Annotated in this window: 16 protein-coding genes; 12 read left to right on the top strand and 4 right to left on the bottom strand. The window is 56.3% G+C overall.

Annotated elements, in window-relative coordinates:
• Positions 1 to 173 precede the first annotated feature (173 nt).
• The 4 genes from dnaN to purF are packed head-to-tail and all read left to right on the top strand — an operon-like array spanning position 174 to position 6,023.
• Positions 174 to 1,331 (top strand): DNA polymerase III subunit beta, encoded by a 1,158-nt coding sequence (dnaN, locus tag SynPROS91_RS00005; protein WP_186517270.1) that lies wholly within the window; start codon positions 174 to 176, stop codon positions 1,329 to 1,331.
• Positions 1,332 to 1,347: 16 nt separating this feature from the next.
• Positions 1,348 to 2,148, top strand: coding sequence for an RNA methyltransferase (locus tag SynPROS91_RS00010; protein ID WP_186517272.1), 801 nt, complete (start codon positions 1,348 to 1,350; stop codon positions 2,146 to 2,148).
• Between the two features lie 36 nt (positions 2,149 to 2,184).
• Positions 2,185 to 4,518 (top strand): phosphoribosylformylglycinamidine synthase subunit PurL, encoded by a 2,334-nt coding sequence (gene purL / locus SynPROS91_RS00015; protein WP_186517274.1) that lies wholly within the window; start codon positions 2,185 to 2,187, stop codon positions 4,516 to 4,518.
• Positions 4,518 to 6,023 (top strand): amidophosphoribosyltransferase, encoded by a 1,506-nt coding sequence (gene purF, locus SynPROS91_RS00020; RefSeq protein WP_186517276.1) that lies wholly within the window; start codon positions 4,518 to 4,520, stop codon positions 6,021 to 6,023. The genes purL and purF overlap by 1 nt, the downstream gene beginning before the upstream one ends.
• Here purF and SynPROS91_RS00025 read toward each other — a convergent pair whose 3' ends face one another.
• From SynPROS91_RS00025 to queG, 3 genes are all read right to left on the bottom strand, one after another.
• On the bottom strand, positions 6,024 to 8,486 hold the full coding sequence (locus SynPROS91_RS00025) for a DNA topoisomerase (ATP-hydrolyzing) subunit A (RefSeq protein ID WP_186517278.1): 2,463 nt from the start codon (positions 8,484 to 8,486) through the stop codon (positions 6,024 to 6,026).
• A gap of 69 nt (positions 8,487 to 8,555) precedes the next feature.
• Entirely contained in the window at positions 8,556 to 9,455 is a 900-nt protein-coding gene (locus SynPROS91_RS00030) for a tetratricopeptide repeat protein (protein ID WP_186517280.1), read from the bottom strand.
• Positions 9,455 to 10,432, bottom strand: a complete 978-nt coding sequence (queG, locus tag SynPROS91_RS00035) for a tRNA epoxyqueuosine(34) reductase QueG (protein ID WP_186517282.1) — start codon at positions 10,430 to 10,432, stop codon at positions 9,455 to 9,457. Before queG ends, SynPROS91_RS00030 begins: the two co-directional genes overlap by 1 nt.
• 41 nt (positions 10,433 to 10,473) lie before the next feature.
• Between queG and SynPROS91_RS00040 the strand changes: the two genes are divergently transcribed.
• The 7 genes from SynPROS91_RS00040 to SynPROS91_RS00070 all read left to right on the top strand — a co-directional run bounded on the left by SynPROS91_RS00040 (position 10,474) and on the right by SynPROS91_RS00070 (position 17,796).
• Positions 10,474 to 11,136, top strand: a complete 663-nt coding sequence (locus SynPROS91_RS00040; protein ID WP_186517284.1) for an HpsJ family protein — start codon at positions 10,474 to 10,476, stop codon at positions 11,134 to 11,136.
• A gap of 54 nt (positions 11,137 to 11,190) precedes the next feature.
• Positions 11,191 to 11,940, top strand: a complete 750-nt coding sequence (locus tag SynPROS91_RS00045) for a DUF502 domain-containing protein (RefSeq protein ID WP_186517286.1) — start codon at positions 11,191 to 11,193, stop codon at positions 11,938 to 11,940.
• Positions 11,941 to 11,961: 21 nt separating this feature from the next.
• The gene (gene nusB / locus SynPROS91_RS00050; protein ID WP_186517288.1) at positions 11,962 to 12,594 is read left to right on the top strand and encodes a transcription antitermination factor NusB; all 633 of its coding nucleotides are present in this window, start codon (positions 11,962 to 11,964) and stop codon (positions 12,592 to 12,594) included.
• A gap of 4 nt (positions 12,595 to 12,598) precedes the next feature.
• Entirely contained in the window at positions 12,599 to 14,206 is a 1,608-nt protein-coding gene (gene ftsY / locus SynPROS91_RS00055; RefSeq protein WP_186517290.1) for a signal recognition particle-docking protein FtsY, read from the top strand.
• Positions 14,207 to 14,273: 67 nt separating this feature from the next.
• Complete coding sequence (locus SynPROS91_RS00060) at positions 14,274 to 15,683, top strand: PP2C family protein-serine/threonine phosphatase (RefSeq protein ID WP_186517292.1); 1,410 nt, start codon at positions 14,274 to 14,276, stop codon at positions 15,681 to 15,683.
• 31 nt (positions 15,684 to 15,714) lie between these two features.
• The gene (gene argH, locus SynPROS91_RS00065) at positions 15,715 to 17,133 is read left to right on the top strand and encodes an argininosuccinate lyase (RefSeq protein WP_186517294.1); all 1,419 of its coding nucleotides are present in this window, start codon (positions 15,715 to 15,717) and stop codon (positions 17,131 to 17,133) included.
• Between the two features lie 126 nt (positions 17,134 to 17,259).
• Positions 17,260 to 17,796 (top strand): RNA-binding protein, encoded by a 537-nt coding sequence (locus SynPROS91_RS00070; protein ID WP_186517296.1) that lies wholly within the window; start codon positions 17,260 to 17,262, stop codon positions 17,794 to 17,796.
• A gap of 18 nt (positions 17,797 to 17,814) precedes the next feature.
• Here SynPROS91_RS00070 and dusA read toward each other — a convergent pair whose 3' ends face one another.
• Positions 17,815 to 18,819, bottom strand: a complete 1,005-nt coding sequence (gene dusA, locus SynPROS91_RS00075; RefSeq protein ID WP_186517298.1) for a tRNA dihydrouridine(20/20a) synthase DusA — start codon at positions 18,817 to 18,819, stop codon at positions 17,815 to 17,817.
• Positions 18,820 to 18,885: 66 nt separating this feature from the next.
• Here dusA and msrB point away from each other — a divergent pair, with 66 nt between their 5' ends.
• Positions 18,886 to 19,398: a peptide-methionine (R)-S-oxide reductase MsrB gene (gene msrB, locus SynPROS91_RS00080; protein WP_186517300.1), complete on the top strand. Its 513-nt coding sequence runs from the start codon at positions 18,886 to 18,888 to the stop codon at positions 19,396 to 19,398.
• Positions 19,399 to 19,430: the final 32 nt, after the last annotated feature.

Raw genomic sequence — 19,430 nt, forward strand, 5'->3', positions numbered from 1 at the left:
AGCTTGTTTCCCCCGTTTCCACAAGACCTACTACGGCTGTTTTAGTAGTTCTTTTAAAAGAATAAAAACAGCCCTAAAGCCGGGGAACAGGAAAAAAAGGGGAAACCATTGCACTTCTCCCGAGCCTGTGAAATCGTTAGGAGAGATTTGTTCCCGCCGTTGGCTCGGACCTCATGAAATTGGTCTGTTCCCAGGCAGAACTCAACGCAGCTCTGCAGTTGGTCAGTCGCGCTGTCGCCTCGCGACCAACCCATCCAGTGTTGGCCAATGTTTTGCTCACAGCCGATGCCGGCACGGATCGGCTCAGCCTCACCGGATTTGATCTGAATTTGGGAATTCAGACGTCACTCCCTGCGTCTGTCGACAGCAGTGGTGCAGTGACTTTGCCCGCCCGTTTGCTTGGCGAAATCGTCTCCAAGTTGTCCAGTGATTCGCCGGTGTCATTGTCCAGTGATACGGGCGCTGACCAGGTCGAGCTCACTAGCTCCAGCGGCAGCTATCAAATGCGCGGAATGCCTGCTGATGATTTTCCCGAGCTCCCGCTCGTGGAAAACGGAACAGCCTTGCGCGTGGATCCCTCATCTCTTCTGAAAGCCCTACGTGCAACCTTGTTTGCGAGTAGTGCTGATGAGGCGAAACAGCTCCTCACAGGAGTCCATCTCCGCTTCAATCAGAAACGTTTGGAGGCCGCATCCACCGATGGGCATCGCTTGGCGATGTTGACGGTTGAGGACGCCTTGCAGACCGAAATCACTGCTGACGAGTCTGAGCCGGACGAACTAGCCGTCACGCTTCCAGCACGCTCTCTGCGTGAGGTGGAGCGATTAATGGCGAGCTGGAAAGGAAATGATCCAGTCAGTCTGTTTTGTGAGCGCGGTCAGGTCGTAGTGCTCGCCGCTGATCAAATGGTGACAAGCCGAACCCTGGAAGGGACCTATCCCAATTACCGTCAGCTGATTCCCGATGGTTTTAGCCGCACGATTGATCTCGATCGGAGGGCTTTTATTTCCGCGTTGGAGCGCATCGCCGTCTTGGCTGACCAACACAACAATGTGGTCCGGATCGCTACTGAGCCAGCCACGGGGTTGGTTCAGATCAGTGCTGATGCCCAAGACGTCGGTAGTGGCTCTGAGTCTTTACCGGCCGAGATCAACGGCGATGCCGTGCAAATTGCCTTCAACGTGCGATACGTGCTGGATGGCCTCAAAGCGATGGATTGTGATCGCGTCAGGTTGTCTTGCAACGCCCCAACGACGCCGGCAATCCTCACACCCTCTAATGATGATCCAGGCCTCACCTACCTGGTGATGCCTGTTCAGATCCGTTCTTGAAACCGTTCACGACGCCTTGACTGTTCCGGACCAGCTCCTCTTGAGCGATCTGTTGCACCACCGGGTGCGCTGTGATCAGGGCCTTGATCATGGGCCAGGGATCATGGCGTGGATGCACCCACCTGTGCATCGTCTGCTCGGCTGGGTGAGTCGCCCGTCTGCGTTGCGTACAAGCCGAGATGTTTGGCGTCTTGATCAATGTCGTGGATTCGACGATCAACAGGTCTTTGTGAAGGGAGCTCCAGCAGAAGCCGATCAGATCACCTTGGATCGGTTGCCAACCCTTATGGATGCCGATCTTCTCAACGCTGATGGAGAGAGGGTCGGCATCATTGCCGATTTGGCTTTCTTGCCAGCAAGCGGGCAGATCAGTCATTACCTCGTGGCACGGAGTGATCCTCGCCTGCCTGGAAGCAGTCGTTGGCGCTTGTTGCCAGATCGAATCGTGGACCAACAGCCCGGCTTGGTGTCAACGGCTATCCATGAACTCGATGATTTACCTCTAGCTAGGGCCAGTGTTCGTCAGGATTTTCTTCAGCGCTCAAGGCAGTGGAGGGAACAGCTTCAGCAGTTTGGAGATCGCGCTGGTGAGCGCCTGGAGGGATGGTTAGAAGAACCGCCTTGGGACGAGCATCCTGGGGCCTCTGACGTTGCGTCTTCCTATCCCACAGCAGTATCTCCTGCTCTGGACCCACTAGAGAACTGGGACGATGCCGATTGGCCCGATGATCCCCGGGTTGAGCGTGGCCGTTCCGATCGAAAGGATCCGTCGGATCGAAATGATTGGCACGATCACGAGGAAGATCCTTGGGTCTGATCGTCGGCAACACTGGGTACAGATGAGTCATCGGTTGTGACCCAGTCCTCTCAAGCGGTTGCGGCATTTGATCTTGGGGCAGCTCTGCGCCAGGAAGGGCTCTCCGAAACGGATTACAGCGAAATACAGCGTCGTCTGGGACGGGATCCCAACCGCGCTGAGTTGGGCATGTTTGGTGTGATGTGGTCGGAGCATTGCTGTTACCGCAATTCCAGACCCCTGTTGAGTGGTTTCCCAACGGAAGGCCCACGCATTCTTGTGGGTCCTGGAGAGAACGCCGGCGTGGTGGATCTGGGTGAAGGTCACCGTTTGGCGTTCAAAGTTGAAAGCCATAACCACCCTTCAGCTGTTGAGCCTTTTCAAGGCGCTGCCACCGGGGTTGGTGGCATCCTGCGTGACATTTTCACGATGGGTGCCAGGCCGATTGCGTTGCTGAATGCCTTGCGTTTTGGACCACTCGACGAACCAGCCACCCGTGGATTAGTGGAAGGGGTTGTGGCTGGCATTGCCCATTACGGCAATTGCGTTGGCGTGCCCACCGTGGGCGGAGAGGTGGCCTTCGATCCGTCTTATCAGGGCAACCCTTTGGTGAACGCCATGGCCTTGGGCCTAATGGAAACGGATGACATCGTCCGCTCCGGAGCCGCTGGTGTGGGCAATCCTGTGGTGTATGTGGGGAGCACCACGGGCAGGGATGGCATGGGAGGCGCCAGTTTTGCGAGCGCTGAGCTCAGTGCGGATTCACTGGATGATCGCCCTGCGGTGCAGGTTGGAGATCCCTTTCTTGAGAAGGGCTTGATTGAGGCTTGCCTGGAAGCTTTTCAGAGCGGGGATGTGGTTGCCGCGCAGGATATGGGTGCTGCAGGTCTCACCTGTAGTTGTTCGGAGATGGCTGCCAAGGGAGATGTGGGGGTTGAGTTGGACCTAGATCTGGTGCCCGCAAGAGAACACGGCATGACCGCCTACGAATTCCTGCTTTCGGAATCTCAAGAGCGCATGTTGTTTGTTGTGCGTTCGGGTCGGGAGGAGCAACTGATGCAGCGTTTCCGGCGTTGGGGACTTCAGGCGGCGGTCGTCGGTCGGGTTTTGGAGGAGCGAGTGGTGAGGGTGTTGCAACACGGTGCGGTAGCGGCAGAAGTACCGGCCCGTGCCTTGGCAGAAGACACCCCGATCAATCAGCACGAGCTTCTCTCTGAGCCACCAGACGACATCCAGACGCACTGGACCTGGCGTGAAGCAGATCTTCCTAGTCCCGCCAGCGATCGCGATTGGAATGCGGATCTGTTGCGTTTGCTTGATGACCCCACGATTGCCAGCAAGCGCTGGATCTATCGCCAATACGATCAGCAGGTCTTGGCCAATACGGTGATTCGAGCCGGTGGCGCTGATGCTGCGGTGGTTCGTCTTCGTCCTCAACAGGGTGAAGCGTCGCTGAAAACGTCTCAGCGCGGCGTTGCGGCCACCTTGGATTGTCCCAATCGCTGGGTGGCGCTTGACCCAGAGCGGGGAGCGATCGCAGCGGTGGCTGAGGCAGCCCGCAATCTCAGCTGTGTTGGAGCCCAGCCGATCGCTGTGACCGACAACCTGAACTTCCCATCTCCAGAAACCCCTAAGGGGTATTGGCAATTGGCGATGGCATGCCGAGGCCTATCCCATGCCTGTCGTGCCTTGGGCACCCCTGTGACCGGTGGCAACGTTTCTCTCTACAACGAAACCAGGGCAGATGATGGCACTCTTCAGCCCATTCATCCCACGCCTGTCATTGGCATGGTGGGACTGGTGGAAGATCTCGATCGCTCCGGAGGTTTGGCTTGGCGTCAACCTGGTGATCTTGTTGTGTTGCTTGGTGTCTCCACAGATGAGGAGGGAAATGAAGGCCTTGGTTTGGCGGGCAGCAGCTATCAGGGCGTTGTTCATGGGTTGCTGACTGGCAGGCCCCCGAGCGTGGATCTGGAGTTGGAAGGTCAAGTTCAAGCCTTGGTCCGTCAGGCGTTTTCCCAGGGCGTATTGGCGTCAGCCCATGACAGCAGTGATGGTGGTTTGGCCGTAGCGCTTGCGGAAAGTGCCCTGGCCTCTGGCCTTGGTGTAGATCTCAACCTGCCGCATGGGTCTGCTCGCTTGGATCGTGTTTTGTTTGCCGAGGGTGGTGCACGCATCGTTGTTTCGGTTCGTGCAGAACAGCGCCATGCTTGGCAAGCCTTAGTGGCCTCGCAAGAGCATCAAAGTGTTCCTGTGACCGAGATCGGAACTGTTGCCGACCATGGTTGTTTCCGGTTAGCGGTTGGGAAATATCCAGTGATTGATCTTTCCGTTGAGACGCTTCGAGAGCAATACGAACAAGCAGTTCCCCGTCGCCTTGGAGCGGTTTGATGCAGAATCTGGAGACCCATCCGAAGTCGAGGCGACCGGTGCATCAGCTCGCGATAGAGCGTCCCGATCGCATGGAAGAAGCCTGCGGTGTTTTCGCTGTTCAGGCCTTAGAGCAGCCGGTGGCGAACCTGGTTTATTTCGGTCTTTACGCCCTGCAGCATCGGGGTCAGGAATCCGCTGGCATTGCTGTTTTCAATGAGGGAAAGGTCAAGCTCCATAAGGACATGGGCTTGGTCAGCCAGGTGTTTGATCAGGAGGTGCTCGAGCGCATGCCTGGTGGTTTAGCCGTTGGCCATAACCGTTATTCCACCACCGGGAGTAGCAAGGTTTGCAATGCCCAACCCGTGGTCCTGATGACCCGTCTCGGCCCTTTTGCGCTGGCACATAACGGCAATCTTGTGAATGCAGCAGAGCTGCGAGCTCAGGTGGATGACGGTGAAGTGGAGTTCACGTCCACCACGGATTCGGAGTTGATCGCTTACGCGGTTCAACAAGCTGTGGATGGGGGCTTGGATTGGACAGAAGGGATTAAGGCGGCCGCATCCCAGTGCCAAGGGGCTTTCAGCTTGGTGATTGGAACGTCAGATGCCCTGTATGGCTTGCGTGATGGTTATGGGATTCGACCGCTGGTGTATGGCTACCTCGGTGATCACGACCTTGGGCACTGGGTTCTCAGTAGTGAAACCTGTGGTCTCGACATCATTGGTTCTCCGTTCGTTGCCGATGTTGAACCTGGCGAATTAGTGGTGTTTCGTTGTGGGGATCCCACACCAGAACGTCATCGCTGGATTGAACCCACCACTCGGATGTGCGTGTTTGAAATGATCTATTTCGCTCGTCCGGATAGTCGTTTCTTCGGTGAATCGCTCTACAGCTATCGACAGCGCATCGGCCAGATCCTGGCCCGTGAATCGGCTGTTGAGGCGGACCTCGTGATTGGTGTCCCTGATTCCGGAATTCCAGCTGCGATCGGTTATTCCCAGAGCAGTGGCATTCCCTATGCCGATGGATTGATTAAAAACCGCTACGTCGGCCGAACCTTCATCCAGCCGACCCAGGCGATGCGTGAGGCCGGGATTCGCGTGAAGCTCAATCCACTTCCAGATGTTTTAAACGGCAAACGTGTTCTGGTGATTGATGACTCGATTGTTCGTGGAACGACCAGTAAAAAATTGGTTCAGGCTCTTCGTGATGCAGGTGCCATTGAGGTGCACATGCGCATTAGTTCCCCCCCGGTGACCCATCCCTGTTTTTACGGCATCGATACCGATACGCAGGATCAGTTGATCGCTGCTCGACTCACGCTTAAAGAGATTGAGGAGCATCTCAAGGTGGATTCACTGGCTTATCTCAGCAAGGAGGGAATGGTGGAAGCTGCGCATGCTCAGTCGGAACATTTCTGTACGGCTTGCTTCGATGGGAACTACCCGGTTCCGATGGATGCCTCGATCAAAGCGAGCAAATTAATGCTTGAACCAGCAGGGGTGGCAGCAACGCATCTCTGATCAGCTGATTAGGGGCACCAACCGCAGGATTGATTCGTTGTCTTTGAGCATGAGCTGATTCTCCTCGTGCACTTTCAGTCGTCCGTGGCGACCGTTTGACGTCACCACACCAATCAGGGAATCGGCGAGGCAAGCTGCTGCAATTCGATCCGTTCCACTGGTCGATTCTGAATTCAGTTCCCAGCCGATTTCACCGAGATCGCCCCGTTTGCAGAGCCGGATGGTCGTGAGTTCAAACCAGTGCAGATGTCCTGTTTGGCTCGCCAGCAGGATGGTTGTAGGTCGTTCAGCGTGCCCGGCGATTGCGGTGACCAGCTGTTCGCCAGGGAGCAAACGCATGGTGATCGGTCCTTGGGCCAACTTGCCCATCAACGGCAGATTGGTCTCCCTTACTTGCAGACGAAGAATCCTGCCGATGTCGCTGATGACGGCTACATCAGCCCCGTCTTGACAGATCAAGGCCGCTTTCAGGCTCACGCCTTCCTTCAGTTTTAAAACGGTGGCAGCTCGCCCCGACAATTCCTGGATGTCCTTGAGAGGGAGCCGTTTGAACCGGCCATCACTGGTCAACAGGCCCAGGGATTTGGTTTCATTGGCGTTGCGATCCTCTGGATTGGGCAAAGGCAAGAGGGACACCACCTCATCGCCTTCAAGGGCTGTGGGTAGGAATCGCTCCAAGGTTCCTTGTTGTTGCCCTGCAAATTCCCAGCGCACAAGCGCGACACGACCATTTACGGTCACAGCCAACAGTCGCGGCGGCGGCTGGATTGGCAGGCTGATCAGGGCCGGAGATGGTTCATCTCCCATCGGAACAGGATCGTTGAGATGCAGTCGTCCCAGCAGCTGAGGACTGACGATTTTCACCTGACCATCGTCTTGAATCAGCAGTCTTGAATCGCTAGGGAGGGCATCCAGGGCCTGGCGCCTCTGTAATTCGGCATTGGGTCTTTGACTGGCGGCCCGCTCGGCAAGCAGGTGGTCACCGCCCTCTACCAGCCGGGTGCGTCTTGGCGTTGCAAAGCGTTTTTTCAGTTGGCGCAGTTCCTGGATCAGGGCATCAAGCAATTGATCGCGGTTTTCCAGCAGCAGGGTGAGTCGTTGTCTCTCTTTGCGAAGATCGTCTGCCTCCTTACGCAGGCTTTCCTGTTCCAAGCCTGTGAGCCTGCGCAATGGCATGGCCAGCACAGCATCAGCCTGCCGTTCGCTCAGATCGAAATGCACCATCAAGCTGGCTCGTGCCTTGGCCGCATCTCTTGCTTCCTGGATCATCGCAATCACCTGTTGCAGCGATGCGAGGGCTGTGGTTAGGCCCTCCACCACTTCAAGCCGATCTTCCGTTTTGCGCAGGGCATGGTTAGTACGCCGAATGATCGTGAGCTCTCTGTAATCCAGGAAGGTTTGGAGCAGCTGCCGCAGCGTTAGTTGCTGCGGTCTGCCATCGACCAGGGCCAGCAGGATCGCGCCGAAGTTGCTTTGCAGTGACGTGCGCCGTTGCAAGTCAGTGAGCACTGTTTCTGGATCGGCATCACGGCGGAGTTCCACCACCACGCGCATTCCTTCGCGGTCGCTTTCATCACGGATATCGGCAATGCCACCAATCTTTCCGTCGTTGACGTACTCAGCCAGTTTTTCAATCCAGCCGGCCTTGCTCAGCTGGTAAGGGAGCTCGGTCACGATCACAGCGTTCCGCCGATGCTTTCCTTTGCCGGGATGCACCTCCTCAACATGGGCCACGCCTCGCATGGGAATGCTGCCTCGGCCTCTTAAATATGTTTCGCGCACGCCGCTTCCAAGAAGCACTTCTCCACCCGTAGGGAAATCGGGCCCAGGGATCAGCTTTAGGACTTCTTCTTCGCTTAGATCGGGGTTTTGAACGAGAGCAATTAAACCGTCCACCACCTCGCCGAGGTTGTGGGGAGGGATGCTGGTGGCCATGCCAACAGCGATGCCCGAGCAGCCATTCAGCAGTAAAAAGGGAAGCTGGGCGGGAAGAACCGTAGGTTCCTGTTGGGACCCATCAAAGTTGGAAGCGAAATCGACGGTGTCGTCGCCAATTTCATCGAGCAACCCTTCGTGGGAGATTCGCGCTAGCCGCGTCTCGGTGTAACGCATGGCCGCAGGAGGATCGTCATCCACCGAGCCAAAGTTGCCGTGACCATCGAGTAAAGGGTGACGGCTAGAAAAGGTTTGGACCAGCCGCACTAGGGCGTCATAAACCGCTTGATCACCATGGGGGTGGTATTTACCAAGCACGTCGCCGACGACGCGGGCACATTTCCGATAGGGGCGATCTGGGGTGAGCCCCAGTTCATGCATCGCAAACAGAATTCTGCGTTGGACAGGCTTCAGTCCATCACGCACATCAGGAAGCGCTCGGCCCACGATCACGCTCATCGCGTATTCGAGATATGAGCGCTGCATCTCGTGATGCAGGGCGATCGATTGAACGCGCTCCTCGGCCATCCTGCAGGGAAATAAGAGGGCAGTCGAGTGTCAGCCTACAGATCTTCTCCTGCTTGACCAGAGTTTTGGTTAACTAGCGCTTTTTGGATCTGCATTCGCCTCGGCACGTTCCACGGCGTTTTGAAGGCTGGGATTGTTGAAAAGTTCAGCTGTAGCTAGCCGTAATTTCACTCCCCATAATTGTTTTTTTTGGTGGCCAGGCAGAACGTAATTCGGAGATTCGGCAAGGGCTTGTTGAGCGAGCTTCAATGATTCCTGATCTCCAGGATTCACGTTGTTCAACGCCGCAGCTAAGGCCAGCATCGGCTCTGGGTTGGCATTGATCGCTAAGACGGAACGCCAGCGTCGAATGGCTTCCTTGGTGTTTCCCATTTCAAACAACACCAGGCTTTGGTTGTTTAAGGCTTCCCAAAAACTGGGCTTAATCGCTGTTGCGCGCTCAAAAGCCTTGAGGGCTCGTTTTTGATCGGATTGCATCACCCTGGCGTTGCCAAGATCGAAGTAGGCGGTTGCGTTTTTGGGATCCAGACTGAGACCGCGATCCAACAGTGGGATGGCGTCATCCGGACGGTTGGCACGCAGTGCTAAGGATGCTTCTGCGAACCAAAGTCCTGCATTATTTGGGTTGAGTGATTTTGCGCGGGCTAGGGATTCAGCTGCCTCATCGATTTGTTCGCTCCGTAGTTGCGCTTCAGCCAGTACAGACCAGAGCCTCTCATCGTTGGGTTGTAGACGCACAGCTAGAGCGGCTAAGCGGGCGGCTTCTTTGGGTTGTCCAAGACTTATTAATTGCGCTGCCGTGCGACCGATGCCGATCCCCGCACCTTCTAATTCTTGTGTGCTGGGCGTGAACACATAGGGGATGAAGGCTTTGGCGGGTTCAGCGCTGCACAGACCAATCGCGCTCATCAGTGCGGCTAACACCAAAGCTTGATTGAAGGATTGGCTTGAACGCCGATGGAAGCCCATCAACAGGTCTCAGATGAAGACACAGTAGGTGGATCTACTGACTTTGCTGAGGCGGCATTGCGTCTCCACATCCAAGGTTTGATGCGTCTGAGTGCGGATCCGCGCAACTTTTGATCCCAGGTTGCTGGACTCCACTGTTCAACCTGCGCAGCGCTTAGATCCAAAACCCAGGGACGGGGCTGGACCTCGGGATCTTGACTCGATGGGAGCTCCGTGTGATTAAACGGACAGACGTCCTGGCAGATATCACAGCCAGCGACCCATGGACCCATCCCAGCCTTAATCCGTTCTGGGAGCTGCTCATCTCGGTTTTCAATCGTGTGATAGGCGATGCATCGCCGTGAATCAACGACGAACGGCTCCCGTATGGCGTCTGTAGGGCAGGCGTCCATGCACGCTCTGCAGCTGCCGCAACGAGGTTGAGCTGGCTGATCCGCCACTAAATCTTCTGTGCTGATCAGGTGGCCGATCACCATCCACGACCCTCGCTGCCGATGAATCACGTTGCTGTGTTTGCCAATCCATCCCAGACCGGCCTCTTCCGCCCATGCCTTATCCAGTAGGGGTTCGGCATCCACGCAAACCCGCCAGCGCGATTCGGGCCTTTGTGTTTCAAGCCAGCGGCCAACGCGGCGCAGCCTTTGGTTGACGACGCGGTGGTAGTCACGCCCCCATGCGTAGCGAGCGATGGCAAGGCTGTTGGGTTGGCGCGATTCGGAGACGTAGTAATTCAGCCCAACGGCAAGCAAGCTTCGAGCTCCATCGAGAAGTGTTCTCGCGTCAAGTCTTCGCGGAGCTGCCATCCAGCCCATTTCGGCTTGAAAACCAGCGTCAAGCCACCGCTGTAAAGCTGCTGTCCGCATCTGCAGTCTTGAACTTCCCGGTAAACATGCGATCCCAACAGGATCGAATCCTTCCAGGCGGGCACGTTCCTTGAGAGCCGCACTGAGTTGGGGTTGTCCAGCGGAGGACGTCACGGAAACGGGCCGTAAAATTAATTACCTTTAAGTATCCATACGTGTCCGCATCCCCATCGGGTTCTCAATCCTTACGACTGTCGTTTGTTCTGAGGTGGTTGGGCATCACCCTGGTTGTGCTGCTGGCATTGCAGATGGCTGTGCTGCTAAGTGCCGCCGATTGGGCTGATGGCATCTTTAAGCAACTGTTGATTGAGCGTTTAGTGAATCAAGCCCCCATGGGGCTGATCGGTCTTTTGCTCATGCTTCTGGGCTCGCGCCTTGACCAACCGGAGACGGCAAGACCTCCGATTCGTTGGCTGGTTTGCGTGATCTCTGCGTTGTTGGCGATTTTGATGATCGTGGTCGTTCCTGTCTCGATCTCAGGCAATCAGAACCTCTCGGGTGAATCGGATCAAACGCTTGAGCAGCAAAAGGGTCAGTTGGAGATGGCTCGCCAGCAATCGGCTAATCCCGAGAACGTGAAGATGCTGGGCAATCAGCTTTCCCAGGCAGGACAGTTGCCTGCTGACGCCAGTGAGGATGACAAGGTCAAAGCTGCTCAGGCTTTCATCGAGAAGCAGCTGGCGCAGATGGAACAGCAGATCAAGCAGGGGGAACGTCAGCGCAACCTTGCTGTCAATCAGCGTCGCTTCGGCGGCACATTGAGTGCGGTGATACTTGCCGTTGCTTTCGTGCTCTTGGCTCTGGCGGCCGTGATCTAACGATCTGCTGGTTAGGTTGGTGAGATCACGTCAGCCTTAGGCCACAGGCGTTCCTTGGTGCAGTCCAATCCAAGACCTGACCTGCCGCTTAGCGCCAGGCTTCAGCAAGATCTGAAAAACGATTTAATCGCTGGTTTGTTGGTGGTCATTCCACTCGCAACCACGATTTGGTTAGCCACAACGGTCAGTCGGTTCGTGCTGGCTTTTCTCACGTCGATTCCCAAGCAATTCAACCCGTTTATCACCCTCAATCCTCTTCTCCAGGATTTGATCAACCTGGCGCTTGGGTTAACGGTGCCGCTCTTCGCAATTTTGCTCATCGGCCTGATGGCGAGGAACATCGTCGGTCGCTGGTTGCTTGAGTTTGGCGAAGAAACCCTGCAACGCATTCCTCTTGCTGGCTCGGTTTATAAAACCTTGAAACAGCTGCTCGCCACATTTTTGAGAGACAACTCTCAGCGGTTTCGGCGTGTGGTGTTAGTGGAATACCCCCGTGAGGGTCTCTACAGCGTGGGTTTTGTGACCGGTGTGGTGGGTCCTTCCCTCCAAGCTGAGCTCACTGAGCCTCTCCTCAGTGTGTTTATCCCCACAGCACCAAACCCCACAACAGGCTGGTACACCCTGGTTCCCGAAACATCTGTCAAAGATCTGGACATTTCAGTTGAAGATGCGTTCCGAACGATCATTTCCGCTGGCATTGTGAATCCTGATGAGCGTGAAGCCCCTGTGAATCGAAGTTTTTCCAGCCTGATCTCTCAGCTGAGAGGTTCTGGTTCACCGTCGTCGTCCACCACTGGAGCCTGAACCCGACTCGGCCGTATGTCCATGCAGTCCCGATCTCTGTCCCGTGAACTAGCGCTACTGGTGCTCGGTCAATGCCCTGAGCGGGTGGATGATCCCCCCGATCTCTCCCTGGACAGCTTGCTCCAAAAAGCCCTTGATAGCTTGATGCAGCACTGGACAGAAGTCCTGGACTGTTGTGCTGGAGATCTGGAAAAAGCTCAGCAACACTTGCTTGACAGTGAATTGAAGGATGGTTCTTCCTCCGATCAAGCTTCGGTTCGTGAGTCGTTGCAGTCGTCTCTCACTGGGGCCGAACAGGTTCTAAATGGTCTTTCAGCCAGTCTTGAGTTGCCCCGCTTACTGGCCTTATCCAATCAAGATCAGGTGCGTCGCGAGGCCATGCAGCGCGTGACGTTCGTTCTAAAGAAGCGCAAAGCGATTGATCAGTTGCTCGATGGTGTGATGGAGGGCTGGCGCCTCACCCGATTACCACGCATTGATCGCGATATTTTGCGCCTGGCCGTGATTGATCTTTCCGAACTCAATACCCCTGCGGCGGTGGCTTGCAACGAAGCTGTTGAATTAGCCCATCGCTTCAGTGACGAGCAGGGACGAAAGATGATTAATGGTGTGCTGCGTCGTCTGCAGAACGCCCCTTCACTGGTGTTGTCCTGAAATCATGGTCTACGACTGGTTTAATCGCGGATCCGTTCCTCCTGAAACCCCAGCTAACCCCCCAGTGGATCAAGAGGGTCAACCCGATCAGTCTTCCGCACCTCGATCTTCTGCACCTCAACCTTCTGCAACGCAACCAGCAGATGCGCAAGCGTCAGAACCGGAAGACGATTCTCTTGAGTGGGCACGTCAGGCCTATGCACGTTTAAAAGCCCAGAAAGCTGAGGCCGCTGAGGCCTCTAAGACAGTTCAGGCTGATTCGACGCCCGCACAAAACGTGGTTGTGGCTCCAGTCATGGAGTCGCCAGCAGCGACTGTTCCCCAAGTTGTTATCCCTTCTGTTGTTGCTCCACCAGACGCAGCTCCTGCACTGAAAGCTCCCTCGGTTGAGCCAGCTGTTGTTCCCGCTCCTGCGCCTCCAGCACCTCCATCTGCTCCTACGCCTCCTGCCCCGGCCCTGTCTTTTCTTGAACAGGCAGCTGCCCAGCGGGATCAGCGTCAGCAGGAGCTAGTGCAACCTGCTGAGCCTGAACTGGTTCCCGTTGTTCCAGCCGCAGCCCAAGCGGCTCCCAAGATTGATCAGGATGAACCCAGGCTCGGAGACTTTGACGATGCATTCACTTGGTCGGCTGAAGTCTTAGCGGCCCAAGGGCGTAGCGCCGAGCAGGTCACCCTCGAGGAGATCGATTGGTTAGGGCGACTTCGCCAGGGCATGGAGAAAACCCGCCAAGGCTTTGTTACCGGTCTGCTGGAGAACCTGGGCGACGATCCATTGACCCCAGAGGTGCTTGACGACCTCGAATCGCTTTTATTGAGGGCGGATGCGGGCGTTCAGGCCACGGATCAGGTGCTGGATGCCTTGCGGCAGCGGATGAACGAACAGGTCGTCGATCCCAGTGAAGGCATTCGCTTTCTGAAGGAACAACTTCGCGATCTTCTCGATGAGCCAATCAAGGCAAGTGCCGTTCACGTCCTTGCTCCTCAAAGGGATCGCCTGAATGTTTGGCTTTTAGTTGGTGTAAACGGCGTCGGTAAAACCACCACCCTTGGCAAGCTCGCCAATCTTGCCGTTCGCAGTGGTTATTCCGCCTTAATCGCAGCGGCAGATACCTTCCGTGCCGCAGCTGTTCAGCAAGTTCAAGTGTGGGGGGATCGCAGTGATGTGCCAGTTGTGGCCAATCCCTCAGCGAATGCGGATCCTGCAGCAGTGGTGTTTGATGCGATCGGCGCTGCCCGTTCAAAGGGCACCGATTTGGTTCTGGTGGACACGGCCGGTCGCCTGCAGACCAAGCACAACTTGATGGAGGAGCTTGAAAAGATCCGCCGTGTGGTGGATCGTCTTGCTCCCGAAGCGCATGTGGAATCGTTGTTGGTGCTGGATGCCAGTCAGGGCCAGAACGGTTTGAAGCAGGCGATGGCGTTTGCCCGTGCTGCTGGGCTCACAGGTGTGGTGATCACCAAGCTCGATGGCACAGCGAGAGGAGGTGTGGCTCTGGCTGTTGCCTCCGAAGCAAAGTTGCCGATTCGTTTTATTGGAGCTGGTGAGGGAATTCGCGATCTTCGTCCTTTCAATAGTTTTGAGTTTGTCGAGGCCCTATTGGCATCGCGTTAATGCATTTCGCATTGCGGCCTGATCAAGTTGAACTTGCTACGTTGCGCCTTCTGCTGGGTGCTAGGCCATGAGCAGCACACCTTCATGGCGACATCCGGCAACTCCTCAACGTGGAATTAACCAGTCGTTGACGGCTACAGCCTCGCTAAGGCAGCTGTTGGAGAGCATGTCGCGGGAGCAGCGTTCCAATCAGGAGCTGCTTGTGTCGCTTGGGTTTGCGTTGCGCAGCTTCAGCAATCTCAACCGCTTTTTGGAGTTGGTCCCGGTGGTGGCTGCCCGGCTTGTGGGGGTGCAAGGCTCACTGCTTGTTCCGTTTCAGGCCGACGGACGCCTTTGGCGTGACCAGCTGCAGATGCTTCCTGGTCCACGCACGGAGGGCTTGTTGCGGGCGCTTGCCGCTCATGAGCCTGGGAACATGATCGGGTTTGGATCCGACGAAAGCCTTGTGCTCGCCATGGATCGCTTGGTCCAGCGGCAGCTGGGGAGTGCTGGTCTTTTTGCAACGTCGTTGATCGCTCGTGGTCGGCCGAGGGGACGCCTTTACGTGTTTAATCCGTCGAGCCCTCTCGCTTGGAGTGATGTCTATCGTCGACATGTGCAGTTGGTGGCTGACCTCACTGGGGTCGCGATCGAAAATGATTTGATGCTTCAGGAGGCCCGTCGTCACGAACGGGTTGATCGTCAGCTCAGCATCGGAGCGGACATTCAGGCTCAGCTGTTGCCCGATCACTGCCCTGTCATCGAAGGCGTGGATCTTGCGGCGCGTTGCCGGCCCGCCTTTCAAGTTGGCGGTGATTACTACGACTTCATTCCTACCCGTCCAGAACTGATCGGGCGCCGTAGGGAGCGGGGCCGTTGGGCCTTCGTGATGGGGGATGTGATGGGTAAGGGGGTGCCAGCAGGATTATTGATGACCATGCTCCGCGGCATGCTGCGAGCAGAGGTTTTGAGTGGCCTGCCGCCCGATCGCATCCTTTATGACCTCAACCAATTAGCGCTGGAGGACCTGTCTCAGTCCCATCGGTTCGTCACGCTGTTTTATTCGGATTTCGACCCACGTACCAGGCGCCTGCGTTATGCCAACGCCGCCCATAACCCACCGTTGATTTGGCGTGCCCAATCGCGGAAATTGATGCGATTAGACGCCCCTGGGCTCCTAATTGGCCTCCAGCCTGAGGCGGAATATGGCTGTGAATCGCTTGTGCTTGAGCCTGGTGACGTTCTTCTGTATTACACGGATGGAGTGACTGAAGCCCCTGGTATCACAGGTGATCGTTTTGATGAGGCGCGATTGATGCGCTCGCTCGAACAAGCTTGTCGATCAGGAACGGGTTCCCAAGGGATTCTTGATCAGTTGTTCAGTCGACTCGATCGTTTTGTGGGACCCACCCGTCAGTTGGATGACGATGCCTCGATGGTGGTGCTCAAGGTCAAAGAGGAGATCATGCTGCCGTCTGTCCCCCGGTCTTTGGCCTGACAAGCTGAGGACAAGCGCAGAGGAGAGTGACATGGCAGGCGGGGTGACAGGAGGAGGCTCCGCAACCTGGAGTGACCGGTTTGAGCAGGGATTGCATCCGGCGATTGAGCGATTTAATGCTTCGATTGGCTTTGATATCACTCTTCTTCAAGAGGATCTGGATGGGTCGATCGCCCATGCCCGCATGCTTGCTGACTGCGGTGTGATCAAGGTGGAGGAGGCAGATCAACTTGTGAGTGGTCTTGAACAAGTCCGCCAGGAAGCGGCATCAGGACAATTTCTGCCAGGGCTAGACGATGAAGATGTGCACTTCGCTGTTGAGCGACGTCTGATTGCCTTGCTTGGTCCGGTTGGCAAGAAATTGCACACCGGCCGGAGTCGTAACGACCAGGTGGGGACTGATTTGCGGCTTTGGCTTAGGCGGCGTTTGGACGATCTTGAACAGTCTTTGCTCGGCTTTCAGCGCGCCTTGCTTGACCAAGCCAACCTTCACAGCAACACCTTGATTCCCGGTTACACGCATCTCCAGCGTGCCCAGCCTCTTTGCCTCGCTCACCATCTTCTTGCCTATGTCGAGATGGTGGAGAGGGATCGGCAGCGGATGGCGGACTTGCGTAAACGCCTGAATCTCTCTCCTCTGGGTGCTGCTGCTTTGGCAGGCACCCCGGTACCGATTGATCGCCGGAGCACCGCTTCGGCCCTTGGTTTCGACGGCATCTATGCCAACAGCTTGGACGCGGTCAGTGATCGTGATTTCACAGTGGAATTTTCGGCCGCGGCCTCACTGGTGATGGTTCATCTCAGTCGTCTTGCTGAGGAGGTAATTTTTTGGGCATCAGAGGAATGTGGCTTTGTACGGCTCACTGATCGCTGTGCAACGGGCAGCAGCCTGATGCCGCAGAAAAAGAATCCCGATGTTCCAGAATTGGTGCGTGGCAAATGCGGGCGGGTGTTCGGCCATTTGCAAGGCCTGCTGACGATGATTAAGGGCTTACCACTGGCCTACAACAAAGATTTTCAGGAGGACAAGGAGGCGTTGTTCGATGTGGTGGCCACCACATCGCAATGCCTTGAGGCGATGACGATTTTGCTGCAGGAAGGCTTGAGTTTCAGGGTCGAACGCCTCGAGGCGGCTGTTGCCTCGGACTATTCCAATGCCACTGATGTGGCCGACTATCTCGTGGCTAAGCAGGTTCCTTTTCGGGAGGCGTATCAGTTGGTTGGTGCCGTGGTGAAACATTGCCTCCAGGAAGGCGTTCTTCTGCGCGAACTCACTCTGGAGCGTTGGCAGCAGTTCCATCCTGCGATCGAGGCTGATTTGTTTGAGGCGTTAATACCCCGCAATGTGGTGGCAGCTCGAACCAGCGAAGGGGGAACAGGTTTCGATCGCGTCAATGAACAGCTGGCAATTTGGAACAAACGATTGGGGCTTGCGGATCAGGTTGTTTGATGGGTGATCATTCGGCTGAGATCGGACTACGCTGAAGGAGCAACAGATTCAATGATCTTCAATAGGTCCATGAATTGTTGGCCCTTGGATTCCATTGACCCCTCTTAACTTCGGTCCATCAGATAAGTGAGCATTTTTGTCGGCAATCTTCCTTTCCGTGCTGAGCAGGAAGACATCATTGAATTGTTCTCCACCTATGGAGAGGTCACGAATTGTGCCCTCCCTCTAGAGCGAGACACCGGTCGTAAACGCGGCTTTGCATTTGTCGAAATGAGCGACGAAGCGGCTGAAGCATCTGCCATTGAGGCGCTTCAAGGTGCTGAGCTCATGGGTCGTCCCCTGCGCATCAACAAAGCTGAACCCCGTGGCAGTGCCCCTCGTCGAGATTTCGGCGGTGGCGGCGGTGGCGGCAACTACGGCGGCGGCGGCAACTACGGCGGCGGCGGCAACTACGGCGGCGGCGGCAACTACGGCGGCGGCGGTGGCGGCAACTACGGCGGTGGCGGTGGCGGTGAGCGCCCCTCTGGTGCGAGTGGTTGGGAAGATCGCAGCTATGGAAGTGGGGCTCCTCCAGCTGGTGGCAGTGCCTACGACGATGGCCGTACCCGTCGCCGCCGTGGTGGAGCCGACGACAACAGTGGATATGGCGGAGCAGAGGGCTGATCGCCCTATCGGTGCTTCTTAGAGCCCTGCATCAAGCAGTTGCTGGGCTGCTTCCTCAATGATCTCAATCCCAGCACCAGCTTTTTGAGCTTTAGTGCTGAGGTTGTTGCGCCAATGCCGTGCTCCTGGCACTGCTTCCACAATGTGGACCAGATGCCGGCATAGATCCCAAAGTCGTCCTCCTCGCTGGAGATGACGATCGGCATGGGGGATTAGCCCAAGCACGACATCAGAAGCCAGCACTTGGCGTGGCGCTGCGCCGAAGATCAGGCTGTCGATGTTGCGCCAGCGCAGTGGGTGGGCATAGGCGGCCCGTCCGACCATGGCCCCATCGAGGTGTTTCAGGGCGTTGAGGCAGTCCTCAGGAGTATCAAGGCCACCATTCAATTCAATGGTGAGATCGGGCCTGGATGCTTTTAAGGCAATCACTCGATCGTGCTGAAGAGCAGGAATCGTGCGGTTTTGTTTGGGATCTAATCCTTCAAGCCATGCCTTACGGGCATGCACGGAAAAACGCAACGCTCCGGCTTCAGCAACTTGATCAACAAACTGTCTGAGCAGGTCATCACTGTCGAGATCATCAATCCCTACGCGATGTTTCACCGTGACGGGAAGGGATGATGCCGCCACCATGGCCTCCACACAACGCGCCACGGTTTGCGGTTCTGCCATCAAGCAAGCCCCAAAATTCCCGGCTTGAACCCTTGGACTTGGGCAGCCCACATTGAGGTTGATCTCGTCATACCCCCAATCGGCTGCCATCCGCGTGGCATCGGCCAGTAACGCGGGATCGTCGCCCCCCACCTGTAGGGCTAGAGGATGCTCCTCGGCGTCGAAGTCCAGCAGCCGTTCTCGGCGCTTGCTGTGGTGGAGAGCTTGCGCCACCACCATTTCGCTGTAAAGCAGACTTTGTTTGCTGATCTGGCGCATCAGCATGCGGAAATGCCGATCCGTGCAATCCAGCATGGGCGCCACACTGAAGCGCCAGGCGGGTTCCCGATCGGGGTTGAGTGGGGAATCCATTCCTCCATGCTGCCTCGCTTCCTCCCCTTGTCGCTTTAGAACTGGCAACGTTTAAAGACACTGCAGATGACGACTTCGATTCAGCCTTGGTTGTTGAGCCGGCGTTCGATGCTTTTGGCCTCGATCGCCGGGATGGTGGGAGTCTTGAGCGCTCCAGATCAAGTGTTGGCTGCCTCTAAGGCCGGTGAGGCGACTTGGGATCTCAGCGATGGGGAATGGAAAAAACGTCTGTCGCCTGAGGCGTATCAGGTGTTGCGTCAGGAAGGCACAGAACGACCATTCACCAGTCCGTTCAACGATGAAAAACGAGAGGGCACCTACCACTGCGCCGGTTGCGACTTGCCGTTGTTTGCTTCCACCGCCAAGTTTGATAGTGGTACTGGTTGGCCCAGTTTTTGGGAGCCCCTTCCGGGCGGTGTCGATACAAAAGTAGATTTCAAATTAATTCTTCCTCGCACTGAATATCACTGCAGCCGCTGCGGTGGGCATCAGGGCCATGTTTTTAATGACGGTCCCCGACCGACGGGCAAGCGCTACTGCAATAACGGAGTCGCCTTGCGTTTCCAACCCACGGCATGACCTGATCGTGATCGGTGGTGGGCCTGCCGGCT

The sequence above is a fragment of the Synechococcus sp. PROS-9-1 genome (assembly GCF_014279775.1).
Classification (GTDB): Bacteria; Cyanobacteriota; Cyanobacteriia; order PCC-6307; family Cyanobiaceae; genus Synechococcus_C.